Annotated in this window: 18 protein-coding genes and 2 tRNA genes; 5 read left to right on the top strand and 15 right to left on the bottom strand. The window is 40.7% G+C overall.

Going from position 1 to position 18,106, the window contains the following annotated elements; genetic code table 11:
* Positions 1-487 precede the first annotated feature (487 nt).
* The 4 genes from POV27_RS17105 to POV27_RS17090 form a co-directional block, all read right to left on the bottom strand.
* Positions 488-1,159 carry a response regulator gene (locus POV27_RS17105; protein ID WP_272864007.1) on the bottom strand — a complete coding sequence of 224 codons (672 nt, stop codon included), beginning with the start codon at positions 1,157-1,159 and terminating at the stop codon, positions 488-490.
* Between the two features lie 95 nt (positions 1,160-1,254).
* A complete protein-coding gene (locus POV27_RS17100; protein ID WP_272864006.1) occupies positions 1,255-3,366 on the bottom strand; it encodes a tetratricopeptide repeat-containing sensor histidine kinase in 2,112 nt (703 codons plus the stop codon).
* A 71-nt stretch (positions 3,367-3,437) separates the two neighbouring features.
* Positions 3,438-3,830 carry a hypothetical protein gene (locus tag POV27_RS17095; RefSeq protein WP_272864005.1) on the bottom strand — a complete coding sequence of 131 codons (393 nt, stop codon included), beginning with the start codon at positions 3,828-3,830 and terminating at the stop codon, positions 3,438-3,440.
* Positions 3,831-4,143: 313 nt separating this feature from the next.
* Positions 4,144-4,881: a LytR/AlgR family response regulator transcription factor gene (locus tag POV27_RS17090; RefSeq protein ID WP_272864004.1), complete on the bottom strand. Its 738-nt coding sequence runs from the start codon at positions 4,879-4,881 to the stop codon at positions 4,144-4,146.
* A 174-nt stretch (positions 4,882-5,055) separates the two neighbouring features.
* On the opposite strand from POV27_RS17090, the gene POV27_RS17085 reads away from it, so the two are divergent.
* From POV27_RS17085 to POV27_RS17070, 4 genes are all read left to right on the top strand, one after another.
* Positions 5,056-5,475, top strand: a complete 420-nt coding sequence (locus tag POV27_RS17085) for a hypothetical protein (protein ID WP_272864003.1) — start codon at positions 5,056-5,058, stop codon at positions 5,473-5,475.
* Positions 5,476-5,574: 99 nt separating this feature from the next.
* Entirely contained in the window at positions 5,575-5,703 is a 129-nt protein-coding gene (locus tag POV27_RS17080) for a hypothetical protein (protein WP_272864002.1), read from the top strand.
* A gap of 46 nt (positions 5,704-5,749) precedes the next feature.
* The gene (locus POV27_RS17075) at positions 5,750-6,178 is read left to right on the top strand and encodes a hypothetical protein (RefSeq protein ID WP_272864001.1); all 429 of its coding nucleotides are present in this window, start codon (positions 5,750-5,752) and stop codon (positions 6,176-6,178) included.
* A gap of 579 nt (positions 6,179-6,757) precedes the next feature.
* Positions 6,758-7,195, top strand: a complete 438-nt coding sequence (locus POV27_RS17070; protein WP_272864000.1) for a hypothetical protein — start codon at positions 6,758-6,760, stop codon at positions 7,193-7,195.
* Between the two features lie 227 nt (positions 7,196-7,422).
* On the opposite strand, the gene POV27_RS17065 is transcribed toward POV27_RS17070, so the two are convergent.
* Together POV27_RS17065 and POV27_RS17060 are read right to left on the bottom strand one after the other, a co-directional pair.
* Positions 7,423-7,507: transfer RNA gene (locus POV27_RS17065), tRNA-Leu, on the bottom strand.
* A gap of 12 nt (positions 7,508-7,519) precedes the next feature.
* Positions 7,520-7,592 (bottom strand) — tRNA-Gly (locus POV27_RS17060).
* A 275-nt stretch (positions 7,593-7,867) separates the two neighbouring features.
* Between POV27_RS17060 and POV27_RS17055 the strand changes: the two genes are divergently transcribed.
* Positions 7,868-8,518, top strand: coding sequence for a helix-turn-helix domain-containing protein (locus POV27_RS17055; protein WP_272863999.1), 651 nt, complete (start codon positions 7,868-7,870; stop codon positions 8,516-8,518).
* A gap of 1 nt (position 8,519) precedes the next feature.
* Here the strand turns inward: POV27_RS17055 and POV27_RS17050 are convergent, their stop codons facing one another.
* From POV27_RS17050 to POV27_RS17010, 9 genes are read right to left on the bottom strand one after another with little or no spacing between them, the layout of a single operon-like run.
* Entirely contained in the window at positions 8,520-9,188 is a 669-nt protein-coding gene (locus POV27_RS17050) for a methyltransferase (protein WP_272863998.1), read from the bottom strand.
* Complete coding sequence (locus tag POV27_RS17045; RefSeq protein WP_272863997.1) at positions 9,188-10,708, bottom strand: B12-binding domain-containing radical SAM protein; 1,521 nt, start codon at positions 10,706-10,708, stop codon at positions 9,188-9,190. Before POV27_RS17045 ends, POV27_RS17050 begins: the two co-directional genes overlap by 1 nt.
* Positions 10,709-10,767: 59 nt before the next feature.
* Positions 10,768-11,586 (bottom strand): putative capsular polysaccharide synthesis family protein, encoded by an 819-nt coding sequence (locus POV27_RS17040; RefSeq protein WP_272863996.1) that lies wholly within the window; start codon positions 11,584-11,586, stop codon positions 10,768-10,770.
* Entirely contained in the window at positions 11,576-12,343 is a 768-nt protein-coding gene (locus POV27_RS17035; RefSeq protein ID WP_272863995.1) for a sulfotransferase domain-containing protein, read from the bottom strand. The genes POV27_RS17040 and POV27_RS17035 overlap by 11 nt, the downstream gene beginning before the upstream one ends.
* Before the next feature lies 1 nt (position 12,344).
* Complete coding sequence (locus POV27_RS17030; RefSeq protein ID WP_272863994.1) at positions 12,345-13,538, bottom strand: lipopolysaccharide biosynthesis protein; 1,194 nt, start codon at positions 13,536-13,538, stop codon at positions 12,345-12,347.
* A gap of 11 nt (positions 13,539-13,549) precedes the next feature.
* Entirely contained in the window at positions 13,550-14,935 is a 1,386-nt protein-coding gene (locus tag POV27_RS17025; protein WP_272863993.1) for a B12-binding domain-containing radical SAM protein, read from the bottom strand.
* Positions 14,932-15,717 (bottom strand): class I SAM-dependent methyltransferase, encoded by a 786-nt coding sequence (locus POV27_RS17020; protein ID WP_272863992.1) that lies wholly within the window; start codon positions 15,715-15,717, stop codon positions 14,932-14,934. The genes POV27_RS17025 and POV27_RS17020 overlap by 4 nt, the downstream gene beginning before the upstream one ends.
* On the bottom strand, positions 15,710-17,173 hold the full coding sequence (locus POV27_RS17015) for a B12-binding domain-containing radical SAM protein (protein WP_272863991.1): 1,464 nt from the start codon (positions 17,171-17,173) through the stop codon (positions 15,710-15,712). Before POV27_RS17015 ends, POV27_RS17020 begins: the two co-directional genes overlap by 8 nt.
* Positions 17,166-18,074 carry a nucleotidyltransferase domain-containing protein gene (locus POV27_RS17010; RefSeq protein ID WP_272863990.1) on the bottom strand — a complete coding sequence of 303 codons (909 nt, stop codon included), beginning with the start codon at positions 18,072-18,074 and terminating at the stop codon, positions 17,166-17,168. The genes POV27_RS17015 and POV27_RS17010 overlap by 8 nt, the downstream gene beginning before the upstream one ends.
* Positions 18,075-18,106: the final 32 nt, after the last annotated feature.

The raw sequence follows: 18,106 nt of genomic DNA, 5'->3' as shown, positions 1-18,106 counted from the left end.
CTTCAGGTTCAAAATAATAATGTAAGGGGATCCAACTGTAGAGGGATAAGGGGTGGGGCTACAATTGTGCGGACCTTTCGATCCAACTTAACGTAGAATAAACAAGGGGTTGGTTATTCAACAAAGTTCACTACAATGGTTGATAAAAGGGGGATCTATTAAAAATGGAATACGAATTGCCCTACTAATAAGCTTAAGAAAATACTCACAAACTTAAACGAGACTAAAAAAAAAGTAAAAGACCTTGAGAAGATTTCCCCTAATCTTGATTTTCAAGATCTTTTTACTTTTTACAAAAAGTTTACATCTTTAGTTTAACCAGTATCGCTAAAAACTCAGTTAACAGTTGCAACTTTTACTCCAGAATTTCAATAAACTTAGGATAAAATTATTTAGAATCAAGAACATAAGCTTCTAGGATGGTCACAAAAAAAATACGGCAAAACCGTATTTTTTAACTTTTTGTTCGCTAAATCACTGATAACCATTAAACAAACCCTCTCTTTCGGGCTTCTTCAATTAACTGCTCATCGTTGGCAGTTTTCATATCAAACAGCTCTTTAATGTAGTTCTTTCGCTTCTCTATTGCACTGAGAGACAGATTAATATAGTTACTCAGGTTCTTGGTACGCACCCCTCTAGAAATATGATAGAGTATTTGAAGGTTCTTTTGGTCCAGTGAGAAGTTATTTGAAATGGTTTTTCTAAAATGATTATTTACCGTAGCACTGTAATAGGTCTTTCCATCTATAACGTCTTCAAAAGCACGTGCAAATTCGCGGGAGGACAAATCACTCTTTATAAGAAACCCTTCCGGGTTTATATTCTGAAGGATATTATGAATTCTGTTCCCTTCATTATGCATGGTAAGTATCATGATGTATGCTTTGGGATGATGTTCCTTAAGCATAATAGCAATATCTACACCCGAAGTTATGGTACCGTCTTTGGAAGCAGGTACTTTTATATCGATCATGGCCAAATCGTATGGTTTCGTTTTGGCGCGTTTCTTAATAAGGTCTTGTGCCTCATCGCAATCCGAGGCAATATCGACCGTAATGGAAAAATCTTCCTGGTACTTGGACAATAAGGTATTCTTATAGCCCTCTATGATCATTGGATGATCATCTACCATTAAAACATTCAACCTCCTTTTCATTGTAAAAACATTTAATGCATCTAAGCGTTTAACAACCAGTTTTCTGCGGGGAAAAGTTGATGTATTAGGGGGTGTTTCTTGCTACTAATTTACAATTATATCTTAATTTTCACCAATATTGTTGTCCCTTTTCTGTTCTTGCTAGAAAAATTAACAGTCCCTCCAATCTGCTTTACACGAGACGAGATGTTCTTCATCCCAATCCCTTTTTTCAACCTGTCACCTGCCGAAAAACCCTGACCATCGTCCACTATGGATAACGCTAGTTGCTGGTCTTCTCTTTTAAAATTAATCCAGGCATTACCTGCTTTGGCATGCTTTCTAATATTCTGTAATCCTTCCTGAATGATCCTATACAAATGCACCTTAATGGCGTTGGGCATTTTCTCCCAATTTATCTTGGGATCATTGTTAAAATGATACAGCAATCCATTCTGTTGTTCCAATTTCGACTGATCTTCTATGAGGTTTTCAATCACCTCTATGAAGAAGACATCCTTCTCGAACACATTCGTACTCAAATTGTGCGAAATGCGTCTAATTTCATCTTCAATATTCTTGAGCTCATCAATATAATTTGCCCGCTTATCTATAACGCCTTGATCTTGGCTTTCGTTTAAACTATCCAAATTAAGTCGGGTACCAAACAAACGCCCCAAAACACCATCATGCAATTCCTCGGAAATGCGGTTCTTCTCCATGCGTTTTCCTTCCTCCAACTTCTCTTGCTGCTGTAACATGAGGTTATAGATGTCCTCATTGGCTTTCTGCTGGGCTTCACGAAATTGTAATTCCTTTCGGTTGGATCTTCGTTGAATTAGGGTATACACCAAAGAAAAAGAAGCAACCAGTGCCAATAGTAGAATCGTCAACTGTCTTTTTTGGCGGGTTACACGTATATTTTCGCTTTCAATCTTATCGGTTTCATAGCGAATTCTAGCGAATTGCTCCCGAAATCCCCTTTCCTCGTTCTGCAGGCTATCCATGATATGGATCCGTATCTTCGAAAACTTCAAGGCATTTTCAGTACTTCCAGTCTTCACTAGAATATCTAGCGACTCTAGCACCCCCCTATTGTATTTAAGGGGTTTCGATTTTTCATAAGCCGTTTTTGCATAGTCATATGCCTTAGAGATTGAATCTGTGTTTAGAAAATATTCTGCTAGATGAAGATTACTAGTTGCAACTCCTAGATTGTCGCCCTCCTTCTCCCGTATGGAAAGAGCATTATAAAACAAATCTGGTATACCCTCAGTTTGCCCAGATAGTGCTTTGGCCCTGGCCAAATTATCCCACAGTCTGGCCTGGGTACTAGGTTTGGATTTCATAATGCTATCATGGGAAAGTGCACTATTATAATAACGTATGGCTTCGGCATAATCTTCTTTACTTGCATATACCAATCCTATATTGTTTAAAGAGCCTACTACCAAGGCATTCTTTCCTAATTCCCTTCTATTTTCCAATACCATTGTGTGGTATTCGATCGCCTCATCATATTTACCCAATTCATTGGAAATTAAACCTAAGTTATTATTAGCCGATGCCAAATATTGAGTATCATCTGCTTTTTCCAAATGATTAATAGCTCGTATGGAATTGGCCTCACTACCCACATAGTCTCTAATGTTCTTTTGTATGATGGCCATAGTTAGGGCTGCTCTACCGGCCCATTTATAATCCTTTAGCCTAGCATACAACCGTTCGGCCAAAAAGAAACTTTGATAAGCACTGTCCATCTGTTGCCTTCTCAGGTGGTAACTTCCAAAGTTGTAATAACTCCTTGCAATCCCTAAAGAATCCCCAATATCTCGCGAAAACAGATCCAACCGCTTGGAGGTAGTGTAAAAAGAATCCAGTTCCCTTGCTCCGAACCAAGCAATCCCTAAGTCGACCAGTGCTTTCACCTTAAGGGAATCGTTTCCTATTCCATCAATAAAGTATCCGGCCCTGGATAGTGATTGTACTACGCTGTCTTTGGACAATCCTTTTTCCTTTGCCTTGTAGATGTACACGAAGGTGCTATCGGCATCCACATCCCCATATTCTATGATCTCATCATCGGATTTCTTAGTCGCATCGCATGATACCGAAATGGCTAGGAAAAGGAGCACTAGGCCAAAGATGGCAACCCTTCCTAAAGGATATTGGAATTTTTCACAAATAAGGTTCATGTTGAGGAGTAATTTCACTATAAATCTATTCATATTTCTGTTGTAAACAAAAAAACCCTTACACAGTTATTCCATGTAAGGGTGGGTTATTAGGTCTGTATATATTATCCGCCCTGTCCTGGCAGGTCGTCTTCTCCATCAGTAAAGTCATCGCCGTCAGGGTCTGGAATGTCATCCTCACCATCGGTAGGGTCCTCCTGATCTCCAGTGTCACCATCGGAACCATTGAAATTACCATTTTGACCTGGTAAGTCATCTTCTCCATCGGTCAAGTTACCATCTTGACCCGGTAGATCATCTTCTCCATCGGTTAAATTACCTTCTTGCCCCGGAAGGTCGTCTTCACCATCGGTTGGAATTGGGATGGGGTTTTCTAAAATGTCTTGGGTTTCTAGATTCTGTGGGGTTTCGTCTGCAAGGCTAAGTTCTTCTGCTTCACAAGCTACCAATAAAAGTGTTGCGGCAATTATTGTAGATAGGAATTTGAAATTTTTCATGAGTTGTTATTTTTGGATTGAAACATAGTTTTCTACACCCTGTTCGGGGTGCTTAAGTTTGACTATAGATTTTGGGATTTCTATAATGTCCTCGCGAAACCAACCTTTACAAATCCCTTGGAAGTCTAGGTTTCGAGCAAAAACATTACATCAAAAAAGCTTATTTTGATCGTAATCGGGCCTGATTATGATGCTAAATTAAGATGGTTTTAAGAAAGTTAGTATACATATATAATGCGAACTTGTGAATGCCATTCAGACAATGGCAATCGTACTACATATACGAGTGGATGGATGTAATAGAAAAACTCGCTTAAACGATCATTAAACTCCTATTCGAGAGCGAATCCCGAATAATTTCCACATTTCCTCGATATGATTTGGAAAAAGGCACCCAATCCATAGTGTTTTTAAGGGTACATTTGGACTTTCCGAAATGGATACGGGAAATGTGGTCTATGTTCACAATATAGCTATTGTGGATGCGCATAAAATTAGAAGGCAAAGCATCCTGAAATGCCTTCAGTGTCTTAAATGCCCGGACTACTTTTTCTCCGGACAGGACAATGTCTGTGGTGTTGTTATCAGCTTTCAAATAGAGGACATCTTGGGCCGGAATGAACTTGTAATCCCCATACGATTTGAAACAGAGCGTGTTTACCAATTGGTCTGCTGCTCGTTTCTGAAAACGCAATAGGCATCTACGAAGGATTCGTAGGTCCAAGGGCTTCAAAATGTAGTCTAAAATGTTGTTCCGGATACCGTCTATGGCGTATTCCGGTGTGTTGGCCAACACTACGAACTCGGGCAGGGTATCCAAGTAATTCCTGGCCTCGTTCATAAGGTTGAACAATATCTTGTTGGATCGTTTTCCGGGTAATTCAATATTCAGGAAAACAATGCTGGGTCGGCGTTCTAAAATGAGGTCCATACCTGTTTCCTCGTCGCTGGTAACACCCACACAGGCAAAACTGTGTTGTTGTTCCATGGACAAATGTATGGCTTCAATGGCTTGGGGATCGTTGTCGATGATGATGTAGGGATATTCCATATCGGCAGGGTTTCGACCTTGGGTAGAGGTCATTGGTTTGTTCGATGTGTTTAATAACTAGCAAATTACGATTTCTTTTAAGGTTTCGTATGCGGTTTTACCGTACATGAAATACGGAATGGTCGTTGTTTTCTATTTCAAAAATTGGTGTATCTTACTTCTAAAATGGCCCAAATGCTGCATTCTTTCTTGGAAAAACTCCAAGCCACCCCTCGAAAACAGTGGATTATCTACGTATTGCTCTATTTTTTCTGGGGTTTAGGCATGAATTGGGTAGGCCAAGAACTAGCCATCGCTAGGTTCACCTTTTGGTGGCAAGTTATTACCGTTTATGTGCTCTATATGGTCCCAATTTCTATCCTTCTCAAGGACTATTCGTTCTTTACACAATACGCCTATGGTTTGGTTGCTATGGGGGTCTTGGAATTTGGGGGATATGCCCTAGGCACTTCCTACATTTATCCAAATAATATACTGGACAAATGGTTCGGTGAACACGTCTTCGCATTGGGTATGTCATTATTCTTTGCATTGTATTTTCCCGTAGGAAATTGGGTCGTTCGTCGCATTTCTTTTACCTTTGAACGAAAATAACTTACAAAATTACTGCTAAAATATAATTTTCTGGCTATTAGAATTTTACAAAGTTCAACATAGCTTTGCGGGGTGTTTAACAATTAAATCTTCATCCCCATGAAAAAATTATTATTTATTTTAGCTATTGCAGGCCTAGTATTAACCGTTAGCTGTACACCTGAATCCTTAACGAGTGACGAACAACAAATCGACAAAAGCGAAATTGAAGAAGGAGATCTTGGCTAGAGACAAGAAACGCGTATTTTATTTAGGGGTGTTAATATCGGTTATTTTGATTTTAACACCCTTCTTATTTTATGTCTATAAGTACGCTCCATCTGGTGCTGACGAATGGGATACTATTTTCGGCACTATTAAAGCGGGAAATTTTAGTTCTGTAAAAGTCTTCGCCCATACACTTTCTACCAAGATTACTTTCATCATTATCACTGGAATTTGGTATTTCACATCACGGAATTGGTGGCGTTTTGCCATTTTAGTTCCTTTTACCATGTTTTTGTTTCAACTAGTAGATGTCCTGAATAGAAGCACCAAGTATATTGACGAATTCGACTTTTGGTATTCACTACCTGTAGTACTCCCCATCATATTCCTCATGATCTACATTTCGCTTAGGCTTCACAAGAAATCAGAAGTTAGTGACCTGCTTAAAGAAGAAGCAGATGAAGAACTCAAAAATATTTTTAGCGATAAGTTGTAGTTCGAAGTGTGCTATTCTAGCTCGTCGTCTTTCTCCTAATCGGGCACCCCGAACTTCACAATCCAACCCAAATTCATAAGCAATTAAAAATTAAGTAATTACACGTATTGTGTCTCCTGCAATCCTTCGCTACATTTACCTTTAGAAATTCTCTTTGTGTATTCATCGTTTACATCTATGGGTATTGAAAAAATAGTTCAAATTGTAGTTGCTGCTAGTATCTTCTTTCTAGTTGGTTTTAATGTTATTCTGTATTTCAACAAAATAAAAGACGATACCATTAACCACATTATAAAGATATGGTCATACAGTCGATACTTTTTTATCTCCTTCGCGTGGGGTGTACTTGGTGGACACTTCTTCTTGGGAACCAAGAATCCCGTATTTGGAGACAACTGGTATCTACCACCCATTATTCTAGTCATCCTATGCATCATTTTAATATTAATAGGTAAAAAGCAAGATGAAAACTTTGTACTCAAGCGCCGTTACCAAATTTTGCTCCTTATATCTGGAGTGGCATATGGACATTTCTTTTGGTCACAAGCTCACTTAGACAAAATAACCTTTCCATTTTAAATGATGATCGATATGATACGGCAGATGAATACATACCTGAAGAATCATCCTAAGTTTGTACGTCGCGTACAAGCAATTTTAATTGGACTATTTATTTTTTTGGTGGCCTTCGATATTTACCTTGCCGTTACCGACCAGGATACGATTAGTAATGTTATAAAGAGAGCCACAGATAATGGCTTGTTCGTCCTCACTTATCTATGGGGTATATTGGCAACTAATCTATTCATTACAAGAAAGGGTAAGAAATTGGTGCATGAAATACTTGGTACGACATTAGTGGTATTTATCGCATTACTCATTGAGATATTCGATATAGGCAAAGACATAACCACAATGTGCCTAGAAATGAATCAGCCAAAATTGGCCCATCTAATTTCAATGGTTTTCGGTTCGCTGGTTGCCGTTTTAGTTTGGAGGCAAGACCATGTATCCTAGAACTCATTGAATAGCTTTATCGCTTCTCATCGGGATAATCACTTAGTACTCCCGCAAATAAATGGGAATTACCTGCGGTGAGTCCCAGCTTCAACAGGCTGAAAATAAAAGTCTCACCCCCGCTGCGCGCGGGCACTTTTTTGTTCCCCTACACCCTTGGCGAACAAGTTCGCAGGGTTTCGGGAAACAAAAAAGTCGAATCTCTCGATTCGACTTTTTCTTATTTGTACTGAAGGCGGGACTTGAACCCGCACGGGCATAATGCCCATTGGATTTTAAGTCCAACGTGTCTACCAATTCCACCACTTCAGCATCGGACTGTAGAGCGAAAAACGGGATTCGAACCCGCGACCTCCACCTTGGCAAGGTGGCGCTCTACCAACTGAGCTATTTTCGCAAATAAGATAAGAACTTACTTCTTTAAAGAAGCGGGAGGCAAATTTAAAACTTTTACCAGAAATGCAAAGTATTTTCAAGCAAAATTATTTCCATCTACTGAGAGAATCTTCACAATAAAATTACTCATTTACGCCTCATTTCACCCGTAATTGCAACTTTTATGCTTACATTTGAGTATATATAAGAAATAATAGGTCTCCCTCACCTTAAACCTAACGCTATTTCCTATCTTTGGTTCTCCCTCCCGACCCCACGATAGTTAATTACTAAAGAATGAATAAACTCCTCTATATTCCGTTCTTGGTATTCGTGTGCCTTATGGGTAGTGCCCTCCAAGCCCAGGTCGAGTACCCGTCATATTATTTGGGACAATCGTATGATTCCTTAATCGCTGCATTGTGGGAAGGCGGCACCGCTTGGTTGCTGACTCTACTGCTCATCATCGGCTTTCTCGGATTCTATTATTTTCGGAAGCAACGGATTCAAAGAAAACGATTCAAGGATATTGTAAGCGATACTCCCGAACAGCTTCCAATACCAAGGTCTGTAAACAATAAGTCCAAGGTTTCTGAAGCTCTATCGGAACAGATCTTAAAAAAACTGGATGCTTTCGAAAAGAAGAAAGGCTACTTAAACAGTTCCATTAACATGCAAAACCTGGCAAAACGATTGGGCACCAACGCCAGTTACTTATCCAAAGTGATCAACTCCGAGAAAAACAAGAATTTCGCACGTTACCTCAACGATCTTCGAATTGAACATGCAGCAAAATGGCTTCGGGAAGATGAAAAAGCCCGAAATTATACCATTAAGGCCATTGCATTGGACTGCGGGTATAACAATGCGGAATCATTTTCTAGGGCATTCTATAAAACGTATGGCATCCACCCTTCCTTTTTCATCAAACAACTGAACAAGAAATAACTTAAAACAAAAGCTGATAAATGGTATTCCGCTCGCCCATTTTCCGGACGCTCTTATGGGGCTCCAGCATAATCCCATGTTTCCGGGCAATGGAAATGATCTTCTCTTCTTCGCAGTCCTCGGAAAGGATCATAAACGCTCTATTCAAAGGGGTAAGATAAGCCGGAAGCTGCTGGAAAAGTGCCTCGAAATATTCGAATTCCTCACCACAATACCACGCTTTTTCCTTCATGGATTTGGGCTCTTTCGGATAATAGGGCGGATTGATCATTATATAATCGAATTGACGCCCTTGTAAATGTTGAAAAAGATCGGAATGCACACACTCTACCTCCAATTCATTTTTTCTAGATGCTTCCTTTAGATATGCCAACGCAGTTTCATTAATATCGGATGCTGTGACTTCGGCGCCTCTCTTACTGGCGAACAACGAGATGATGCCACTGCCACAACCCAATTCCAAAAACGTCTTTCCCTGTAGCTCCTTATCCGATAAAAATTCTAACAGAATTTTGGTGCTTAGCGTAAGTTGGGGCGGAAATACTTCTGGGTGCACGACCACCTCAATGCCATCGTACCGAAAGGGTCTGGGTTTTCTGTAATGGTAGGTGAGCCACCTCTTCAACAAAGGGGCTGCCAATCGCTTCCATAATGCACGTGCCTTAGCCATTATTCAGAATAGAATCCCTGTATTTCAGGTTGTCGGTACTTCCACAATTTGTGCAGCACCTTAATTTCATAGGGAAATTTATAGAGGTTATTCTTGTAGCGCACCGAGGAAATAGCCCGCAATAGTTTCTTTTTGGCCCCTTTGATCCTAAAATCGGAAACCGTCGGGTAATACCCATTCAGTACCGTTTCGAAGTTCTGGATTTTATCGACCATAGGCGGGGTTAACCAAGGCGTTAGTGGATTTTTGCGTAGATCGAACTTTTCCCAAGAGGGCGACAACCAATCTTCCAATTTCTCTGGAAAACTGAACCCCGCTTCCCGAATCTGATCGTACAACTCGGACCCTTCGGTAGCCACCGGACTGTAGAGATAAATGATGATCTCGGCATCTGGATTGATCTCCTTTATCTCTTTGATGAAGGCAATATCGGCATTGATCTGCGACATCACTTTTTCTGGGGTTTCAGCCGGCATTCCCAATACAAAGGAGAATTCAGGAATAATCCCAATGGGGCGCAGTCGTCGTGCAAAGTCCTTTATCACTTGGCCTGTCTGTGTACCGCCTTTGTTCATTTGTTTTAAGATCTCATCGTTCCCCGTTTCGGCTCCCAGGAAGATCATTTTACATCCCGCCTTTCGCATCAGTTTCAGATCCTCATCACTGTATTTGTTAATGGTATCGATGCGGCCTTCGCCCCACCATGTAATGCCATCATTCATGACGAGCTTAGAAAACTCGACCACCCGTTTTCTCGAAGTGAAAAAATTGTTGTCGTTAAATTCTATCGCATCAATATCGTATTGTTCCTTAAAATACGTTACATCTTGATATACTGTTTCGGCCGTTTTCGCCTTCCATCTACCTTCGTAAATGGGGACCACAGCACAAAAGGAACACGTAAAGGGACATCCCAAACTGGAATGGTAGGAAAAGGTACGCTCGCCCAAAAAGGTCTTTCCTAGATAATTTTTCAGGTTATAAAAGGAATTCAGGAATTCATATGGCAAAGGAGGCAAGGTATCCTGATCCAAAAGCTTTTCCTTTGGGGTGAGCACAGGCGTTCCATCTTCTCCTAAATACACTAGATTCTTAATGGTCTTTATGTCTTGAGTTCGACCTTCTTCCAAAGCATCCAGCAAAGCAGGAAAAGCAACATCACCCGGACCATTCACAATATAATCCACAAAGGGTGCTTGTATGGAAACCTTATACTGATTTGAAGCAAAATACCCACCCCAAATGGTGACACTTCCGGGATATTTTTCTTTTATTTTTTTAGTGAAGGGAATGGCTTGTCTCAACTGAGGACCCGGCATTACCGTACTACAGAAATACTTAAAGGCACCCGTATCGAAATAGGCCTGAATGGTCTGCCAAGGATCGTTTTCCAGATTGCCGTCTACAAACACAAAATCGTATTTCCCATAGATGGAAGCACCCACTTGAAGGATAGAATTGGGGATCCTATGCTTTCCGTTGGCACTTCTGGGGTTGAATATGAGGATCTTGTTGTTCATGCAATCAGTTTAAACGAATTTACGAAACATTATTCGGCAGGAATCTAAATATCTATTTATTAATTTTTGTTTTCATATTGCGTTGTCAATTCGCTGATTTCCAATTCCGAATAGAAGTGTGTACAATACTTGGATTTCAACATATTAGTCACGTAGTCATCATTAAATTTACAATACTCTTTGAAAGAGTTATATGCTTGCGAATAGGGTTTGCTAGAAGCTGTATTGCGGCGTTCCAAATGGAAATGGTCAATTTCCAAAAACTCTCCTATGATTTTCTCTTTCTTTTCATCGTCTAAGTCCACCCTCAAAACCAGGGCCTCTACATTTCCTTCTTTCAAAACGATATATTTTTCCTCCTTATTGAAAGGGGTATTGAACACATCGATCCCTGTAGTCTCCTTAAATTCCTCATCGAACCAACGCAATGGAATTTTATGCGGATAGTTTTGTAGGAACTGTGAATGGATGTCCGAAGGCTCCATACCATCGATCATTCGATGATTTTTCAAGTACACCGGCAGGTCCTGAAAAAAATCGGAAATATTTCTTCCAATGGGTTCCCTTACCAAGGAAATGATCTTTATGTTTTTGGAAGCCATCTTTTTTAATACTAACTCCCCCACTTTACTTCGATGTGGCTTTATATTATTTTTAATGAAAGCCTTGTTGTAAGCCTCAATGTTCTTTTCAATCATTCTATGCGTAAAGAGGACCCTCCCCTTAAATTTTCTTTTCAAGGAGTAATAGATGCTCGTTGAACCTACTTTTCCCATGGTATACACCAAAATAATATCCTTGCTGAATAGTAAGTTGATCCGTTCGGTCAATTCTCTCAACCTCCAATGTATCTGAAACAAAAGGGCTCTAAAACGCATAGGGGGTTTCCATTTTTTTGAAAGCTTCGACAAATTGGGACTTTTCTTCTGGTGTGAATTCGTCCTTCCAATACCCATACGATCCAACCCTTAGGAGATGGTTATAATTACCTTTAGAATTATGGGGCACTGCTTTGCTTTTCACCTCAAAGGACTGTTTTCTGATACTTTCCGAAATATGAGCGGCATCGACTTGGTATCCTAAATGATCCAATATCCTAGCACATTCTGAATCAGGGTTATCGATTAAATCTTCGTATTTAATGAATAGCACACCCTCTTTCAAATAACCTGAATAATGATCGAACCATGACGCCGAAAACCATCTGTTCAATGCCTTATTCCCATACAGCACCGCCTGTATCATCTGTTTCTTTTTCTGTTGTTGGGAGGTAATACCTGTGATGAATCTACTTATGGCTACCGAAGATCGTAATGGTTCTATCTTTTTCAATAAGGGAGGAAGGAAATGGAAATAATGCATCCCCGAGATTACTACATCCCTTGGATCTCGAACAATATATATGAGTGTATGGGTTTTTAGGTTGGAAGCTTCGGAAATATGTTTCTGGTGGTGATGGGATTTAAAACATTGGAATTCGGAATCCCGATCCAGGCCTTCCTGAAAAGGAGGGTTTAGATGATCATATCCCCAATCGCCAACCAAAGGACAGGACACCAATTCGGCCACCAAACGGCTTAACCAAGTAGTACCACTTTTGGGATATCCCACGATAATAATATTCTTCTTTTCCATGCTAAACTTCCACAGGTATTGTTCTTCTATTTTTCCTTCGCAACCACCACCAAAGCACGATAACAATGGCCCATTGCCCCAGCACCTTTAAAATAAGGGCTCCGTCAATTCCAGAAGCACTGATTAGGAAATACCCCAATACGATCTGAAGTACCACTAAAACTGAAGAAAAAACCGCAATTTGTTTTTGCTTATTCTCCTTATAATATTCGCTGACCAAAGTCGTATGAAACATTAGCGGTGCAATGAACACGAAGGCCAAAAGATACTGCAGCATCGTAAAATCCAATTGATACACATAGGTGAGTGCCACAAACATGGCAACACTCATAAGGATGGCAAACGGCCATCCATACCAAAAGAACAGTTTCTGTAATTTATTGACCATTGTCCCAGACCGGTAAAAGTTCTTCAAATAAGGATTTAAGATAAAAGGTCCCGCCATTTGTGCCAACATTAAAAAGCTCAGGAAAATCTGATACTTGCTCAAGTCGTTTACACTGAAAAAATAGGTGCCATAGTAAATATCCACCTTCATGCGAACGGTTCCCACCGCCAAAGGAATAAAAAAAGGAGTGGACCTAGCGAGGTCATTCCATGCGATACCCCATTTCACGTTTTTGAATCCTTTCAGATAAAACACGCCGTAGCACAGGGCTTTCAATAACTGCCCCAAGCTAATAATCAATATGAGTAATCCGAGGTCCAAGGTATCCATCATTACCCATAGTGCAGTGATTACAGCGACATTGTATAGCAACTCCACTTTTATATTGAAGGCAAAATCCCGATGATATAATAGCAACACCCTGAAGGCGGTATTGATGAATTGAAATAGAATCAGCCCTAGTATCAACCATTCGTAACCTTGAAATACAGGAGCTAAGAAAACCACCACAGCCGCAGGAATAAACAACAAACTTCGTGTTGTAAAATTGACGGTCCATTGTTGGTCAATGGTCGAAGGGGATCGACTAAAGGATCGAAGCAGATAATCGTGACTTCCAAAACCCAGAAAGAGTAAAACAACGTTGCTCCATATCAAGATTTCGGCGTATTCACCCCACAATTCGGTGGAATGAAAGGTGACAATGACCAACGAAATGAGCAATACCGAAGCAACTGCCAACAATCTACTCATTCCGTACAAGGAAATGGTAGTAAGTCTTTTGGTTATTTTGTTAGGTTGGGCCATTCATTTATTTACTAACGCGAAACCAGCATGAGTCCACTGGCCAAAATGGATTTTGCTTTCAACACAAAAACCTTTCTAAGACTTCGGTTTTCCCCCTTGATCCATTCTTTATGGTAGTTCACTTCATTTACCACTTTTCGAACTGCATAATCGTAGAACTTCCTGCGATATCTTCTCTTAAAATCGATTTGCCTGTCCGTAGAAGTCTCCCAATCCGGTTGCGCTGTGATTTCCTGCTCAATTTCGTCGTACAAAGCGGTTCCTTTAATGGGATAGGCCACCGTGATCGTATAGTGCGTTGGGTTGGACTTCTTAAGATGTTCTATGGTTTTAGAAATATCACTCCTATCCTCACCAGGATACCCCAGCATGATAAAGGTTCCCGTTTCTATCCCGAGATCATTGGCACTATTTATGGCTTCCTGTACCGTTTCTACCTCAACCCTGCGATCCATGGCATCGATGATCTTTTGCGAACCGCTTTCGGCACCTATCCATATTCTAAAACAACCGGCTTCCTTAAGGAGTTTCAGCATCTCATCATTCAACCGTTCTGCCCTTGTAATACATTCGAAAGGGATCACAACATCCTGCTTTAAAACTTCTTCATGAAAACTTCGTAACCACTTATGACTTACCGTAAATACATCGTCTACAAACCAAAGCGTATCCGGATGATAGGTTTCCCGAAGCATGGCCATTTCTTCTACCACCAAATGTGCTGGCCTACGACGATAACTTTGTCCATATACCGCCGTACTGCACCATTTACAGGTATAGGGACACCCACGCTGGGTACTTATGGTCATGGCACTTTTACCATGGTTATCTTTCCAAGCATTGAGGTATTTGTGCATGGCAATCCCTTCCCTATTGGGTAGCGGAAGCTTGGTTAGATCTTTCATTTTGGTTCTTGGAGCAGTCTTTATAACGGTTTCATTTTCCAAATAAGCAATGCCGGGAATCTCCGAAATATCCAATTTTTCGGTAATTGCGCGATACAATTCGGCCATGGTTTCTTCCCCTTCTCCAATGATAAGATAATGCGCTCCAGCTTTGAGATAATTTTCCAGGTTGTAGGTAATATCAGGTCCGCCCAACACAATCTTAGGGACTCCATATTTGGCATCCGTTCTTAATGTCTTCATGAGCTTGATCACCTCCACCTTGGTCATGAGGTTGGTATAAATCGCAACCACATCGGGCTTTTTATCGGCTATGAGTTGTAGTTGGGCTTCCTTGGTCGAAAAAGTTGTGTCGAAAATATAATTATCGATTCCTTGTTCATTCAAATAACCTGACACATACAATAATCCCAAAGGAGGATAGGGCTTCATTATTTTAAGCTCTTTCTCATCCTCATACAGGAAATATCCATGTGTTAGTACAATACTCATTTTAACTGAAGTTCGATGATATAATGGTCGGCATATTTCGCCCAAAAACCATAATTAAACCACGATTCCATACGGCGGAAAATCCCTAATAACTTCTTTCTCGAAGCGAAAAAAGACTCCAAATACGATGGTGGAATACAAATGCCAATGGGCTTTATCGCTGTCGCCACAAAACCATCTTTAGCTAAATGTACGATTTCCTGCGGATTGTAATACCAAGTCGGCACCGTTACTCCTTCTACATTCACAGAAACAGGACCTTTGTTCTTTCGCTGAAAAGCTCTTTTCAATTTCCCTTTCAACATAAAATACACCCGCTCCCATAATGTATGCCTTGGCATAATGACCCACACCATTTTTCCCTGTGGTTGCAATAGGGATGGCGCTATCTCCATAAATTTGCGAAGCTGTTCTGGTGAAAGACAATTGAGCCCTCCAAAATTGGAGAATATCAAATCGAACTTTTCGCTAAAGGTATCTTTTCTAATTGCAGTAATATCTTGTTTTAGGAATTGGACATTGTCCGAGGCCCTTTTTTCATGGGCTGCTGCAATCATGGCTTCGGAAATATCGGTCGCCAGAACCCGATGTCCTTTGTTAGCGAGATACAAGGCATCTTCCCCCGTACCACAATTAATTTCCAAAATATTCAGTTTTTCTGAAACAGGAAGAATATTTCGGGATAGAAATTGGTATACGCGATGCCGCTGCGCCTTTCCTATTTCGGAAAATGTAAAAACGGCATCATAGGTCTTAGCCGATGTATCGAAATGGTCAGGCATTCGTGTGTTGTACTTTTTTCAGGAAAACCCGGTCCAACATGGAACTGGGAAGGTAGTAAAAATACAGGGCCATGGATCGTAGCCCTCCTCCCGAAAGTGAAAGCGGATTACTGAAAAAACGTTTAAAATTGGCTATGGCCTGGCTCTTACGGTACTCTTTATGCACATAGCGATGCAATTTCTTGTAGTATTTGGAATTGAAAGTCCCTTGGAACATCATGGCCAAATCATCCGAATCCGTCCAATTGGCCTTCAACTTTAAATCGTCCCTTACCTTTTCATAGAATTTGGTTCCGGGAAGTGGATAGGAGACCGAAATCCCCAGATTATCCGGCAACAATTCCTTGATCATGCGAATGGTCTTCGCAATATCTTCTTTGGTTTCTTCCAAATAGCCAAACTGAATGAAAAAGGCAACGCGGACGTTTTTCTTCTTCAATAATTCGGTAGCGGTGTATATCTGCTCTACGGTAGTTCCCTTGTCCATAGCATCCAATATCTTCTGGGAACCGCTTTCTGCTCCCACCCAAACTTCTTCCAATCCAGAAGCTGCAAGGGCATCGATGGTATCGTCCTTCAATAAAAGATCTACCCGACTCTGAATGTAATAGGAAATGGAAAGTGTTGCCTTTTGCAGTTCTTTATTGAATTCCTGCACCCAATTGGGTTTCAATCCAAAAATATCATCGCACATCCAAAAACGCTCCACCCCATAGGTTTCCTTCAAAAAGGAAAGATGACGTACGATGTATTCGGGCGAATGCGAATTGTAGCGATTGCCGTAAATAGGCTTGGCACACCAATTGCATTTGTAGGGACAGCCGCGGGTCGTAGCGATATTGAGCGTAAATCGTCCATTTCCTTGGCTCCAAACTTCCTTATACGCATCCATATCGACCAAATCCCAGGCGGGCATCGGGAGTTCGTCCAAATCCCTAAGTACAGGGCGCTTGGTATTCTTCTTTACCTCATCGCCTTCTTTGAAAACAAGTCCAGAAATAAGTTGTACGGCTTCCTCATTCTCTAAGGCTGCTATCAATTCCTTCAAGGTAATCTCACCCTCTCCTTGTATGATATAGTCCGCTCCTGCTTCCAGATACTTTTCATAATGATCTGTACTGTCCGAGCTGCATACAATCACGGTACAATCGTATTTTTTTCCCAATCCAATCATTTCGAAAGCCGCCTCCCGCATAGTGGTGAGGCACATCTTTGTAAGGTAATTGAACCCGTCGTCGTAAATGACCAGAAAACGGGGTTGTTTTTCCTTTATTTCTTCTTCGATGGCATAGGGATCGCTCCTGAGATTGGTGTCGAAAAGCGAAACTGAATAGCCCTCTTGTCGCATTAAAGAAGCCGCATAGATCGTTCCCAAAGGCGGATAAGGTGTCTTATTGGCCCATTGCTTTTTATCCAATGGATAGTAATACGAATGCGAAAATAGAATATCAAGCATGTTCTTTGGGTAGGTGAATATTGTATTTCTCTTGGTATTCCTGATACTTTTCGTTGAGACGATCGATCACTTTCTTTTGAAAGTTCTGTGGATGGTGCTTCGACACTTCTTTGGTGGACTTCATAGCCACATCGAAACTTTTCCGATCCATGTTATTGAATTTCGCCCTCCATTTTTTATGGGTAATGCGAAGGAAAAAGTTATCGACCGCATCTCCCAATCGGGTGTTCAACAATTTCTCCAATCCGCGGGTCAATCTAGGCTTTTCAACTGGTTTTAGCCCTAGCATGCCTTCTGCAAATTCCTTATTGGGAAGTATTTGATACGCCCATTTGTTCTTTTCGTAGAGCTCTCCAAAACTTCCATTGCCATACATAGGGATCATAGTCACCAACTCGGTAGCAGTGAACCTATTTTTTTCTTGAATTTCTAAAGAATCGGCGCTGATAAAATAGTTCACGCAGAAGTATTTCCGAGAATTGAGTAGAAACAACTTCTTGTATAAAATGAGCAGGGTTCTGGCAATCCAAAGGCGCTTGGGTGTTGTTATGATAAAGAAATCGATATCGCCCTCTTCATCGAAATATCCTTTGGACAAGGAACCTGAAACAGCCACGCCTTCTACATACGGAAATCTGGAAATGAATCGGGATACCTTATCGGTTTTGGTGAAGATCTGCTTGGCCCCTTCATTTCCCTTCAATCTGCGTTCTATAAGGTATTCATCATTTTCACAGGAATAAAAACCATCGATATTGTACACGACACTGTCCTTGACTAGGTCTTTCAATTCCCGATGCAGTGATTCCTTGCTATCCGATTCGGAAAAGGCGAAAATCTCTTCTAAGGTAAGCGGATACCTAAAAAGGGAAAAGTACAATAGTGGTTTTAACGGAGTCACAGCAAATTTTTTAATGGCAAAAATTGATCCTC

The organism is Aureisphaera galaxeae (assembly GCF_028561275.1).
GTDB classification, from domain to species: Bacteria; Bacteroidota; Bacteroidia; order Flavobacteriales; family Flavobacteriaceae; genus Aureisphaera; species Aureisphaera galaxeae.
Note: the sequence above shows the minus strand (reverse complement) of the source record. Positions and strands in the feature narration are given on the sequence as shown.

Coding starts and splice junctions, on each gene's coding strand:
- POV27_RS17040 (WP_272863996.1), bottom strand. CDS start 11,586: ATGCGTTTTAGAGCCCTTTTGTTTCAGATACATTGGAGGTTGAGAGAA.
- POV27_RS17030 (WP_272863994.1), bottom strand. CDS start 13,538: ATGGCCCAACCTAACAAAATAACCAAAAGACTTACTACCATTTCCTTG.
- POV27_RS17090 (WP_272864004.1), bottom strand. CDS start 4,881: ATGGAATATCCCTACATCATCATCGACAACGATCCCCAAGCCATTGAA.
- POV27_RS17105 (WP_272864007.1), bottom strand. CDS start 1,159: ATGAAAAGGAGGTTGAATGTTTTAATGGTAGATGATCATCCAATGATC.
- POV27_RS17015 (WP_272863991.1), bottom strand. CDS start 17,173: ATGCTTGATATTCTATTTTCGCATTCGTATTACTATCCATTGGATAAA.
- POV27_RS17050 (WP_272863998.1), bottom strand. CDS start 9,188: ATGGCTAAGGCACGTGCATTATGGAAGCGATTGGCAGCCCCTTTGTTG.
- POV27_RS17055 (WP_272863999.1), top strand. CDS start 7,868: ATGAATAAACTCCTCTATATTCCGTTCTTGGTATTCGTGTGCCTTATG.
- POV27_RS17095 (WP_272864005.1), bottom strand. CDS start 3,830: ATGAAAAATTTCAAATTCCTATCTACAATAATTGCCGCAACACTTTTA.
- POV27_RS17025 (WP_272863993.1), bottom strand. CDS start 14,935: ATGAGTATTGTACTAACACATGGATATTTCCTGTATGAGGATGAGAAA.
- POV27_RS17020 (WP_272863992.1), bottom strand. CDS start 15,717: ATGCCTGACCATTTCGATACATCGGCTAAGACCTATGATGCCGTTTTT.
- POV27_RS17080 (WP_272864002.1), top strand. CDS start 5,575: ATGAAAAAATTATTATTTATTTTAGCTATTGCAGGCCTAGTATTAACC.
- POV27_RS17045 (WP_272863997.1), bottom strand. CDS start 10,708: ATGAACAACAAGATCCTCATATTCAACCCCAGAAGTGCCAACGGAAAG.
- POV27_RS17085 (WP_272864003.1), top strand. CDS start 5,056: ATGCTGCATTCTTTCTTGGAAAAACTCCAAGCCACCCCTCGAAAACAG.
- POV27_RS17070 (WP_272864000.1), top strand. CDS start 6,758: ATGATGATCGATATGATACGGCAGATGAATACATACCTGAAGAATCAT.
- POV27_RS17100 (WP_272864006.1), bottom strand. CDS start 3,366: ATGAATAGATTTATAGTGAAATTACTCCTCAACATGAACCTTATTTGT.
- POV27_RS17035 (WP_272863995.1), bottom strand. CDS start 12,343: ATGGAAAAGAAGAATATTATTATCGTGGGATATCCCAAAAGTGGTACT.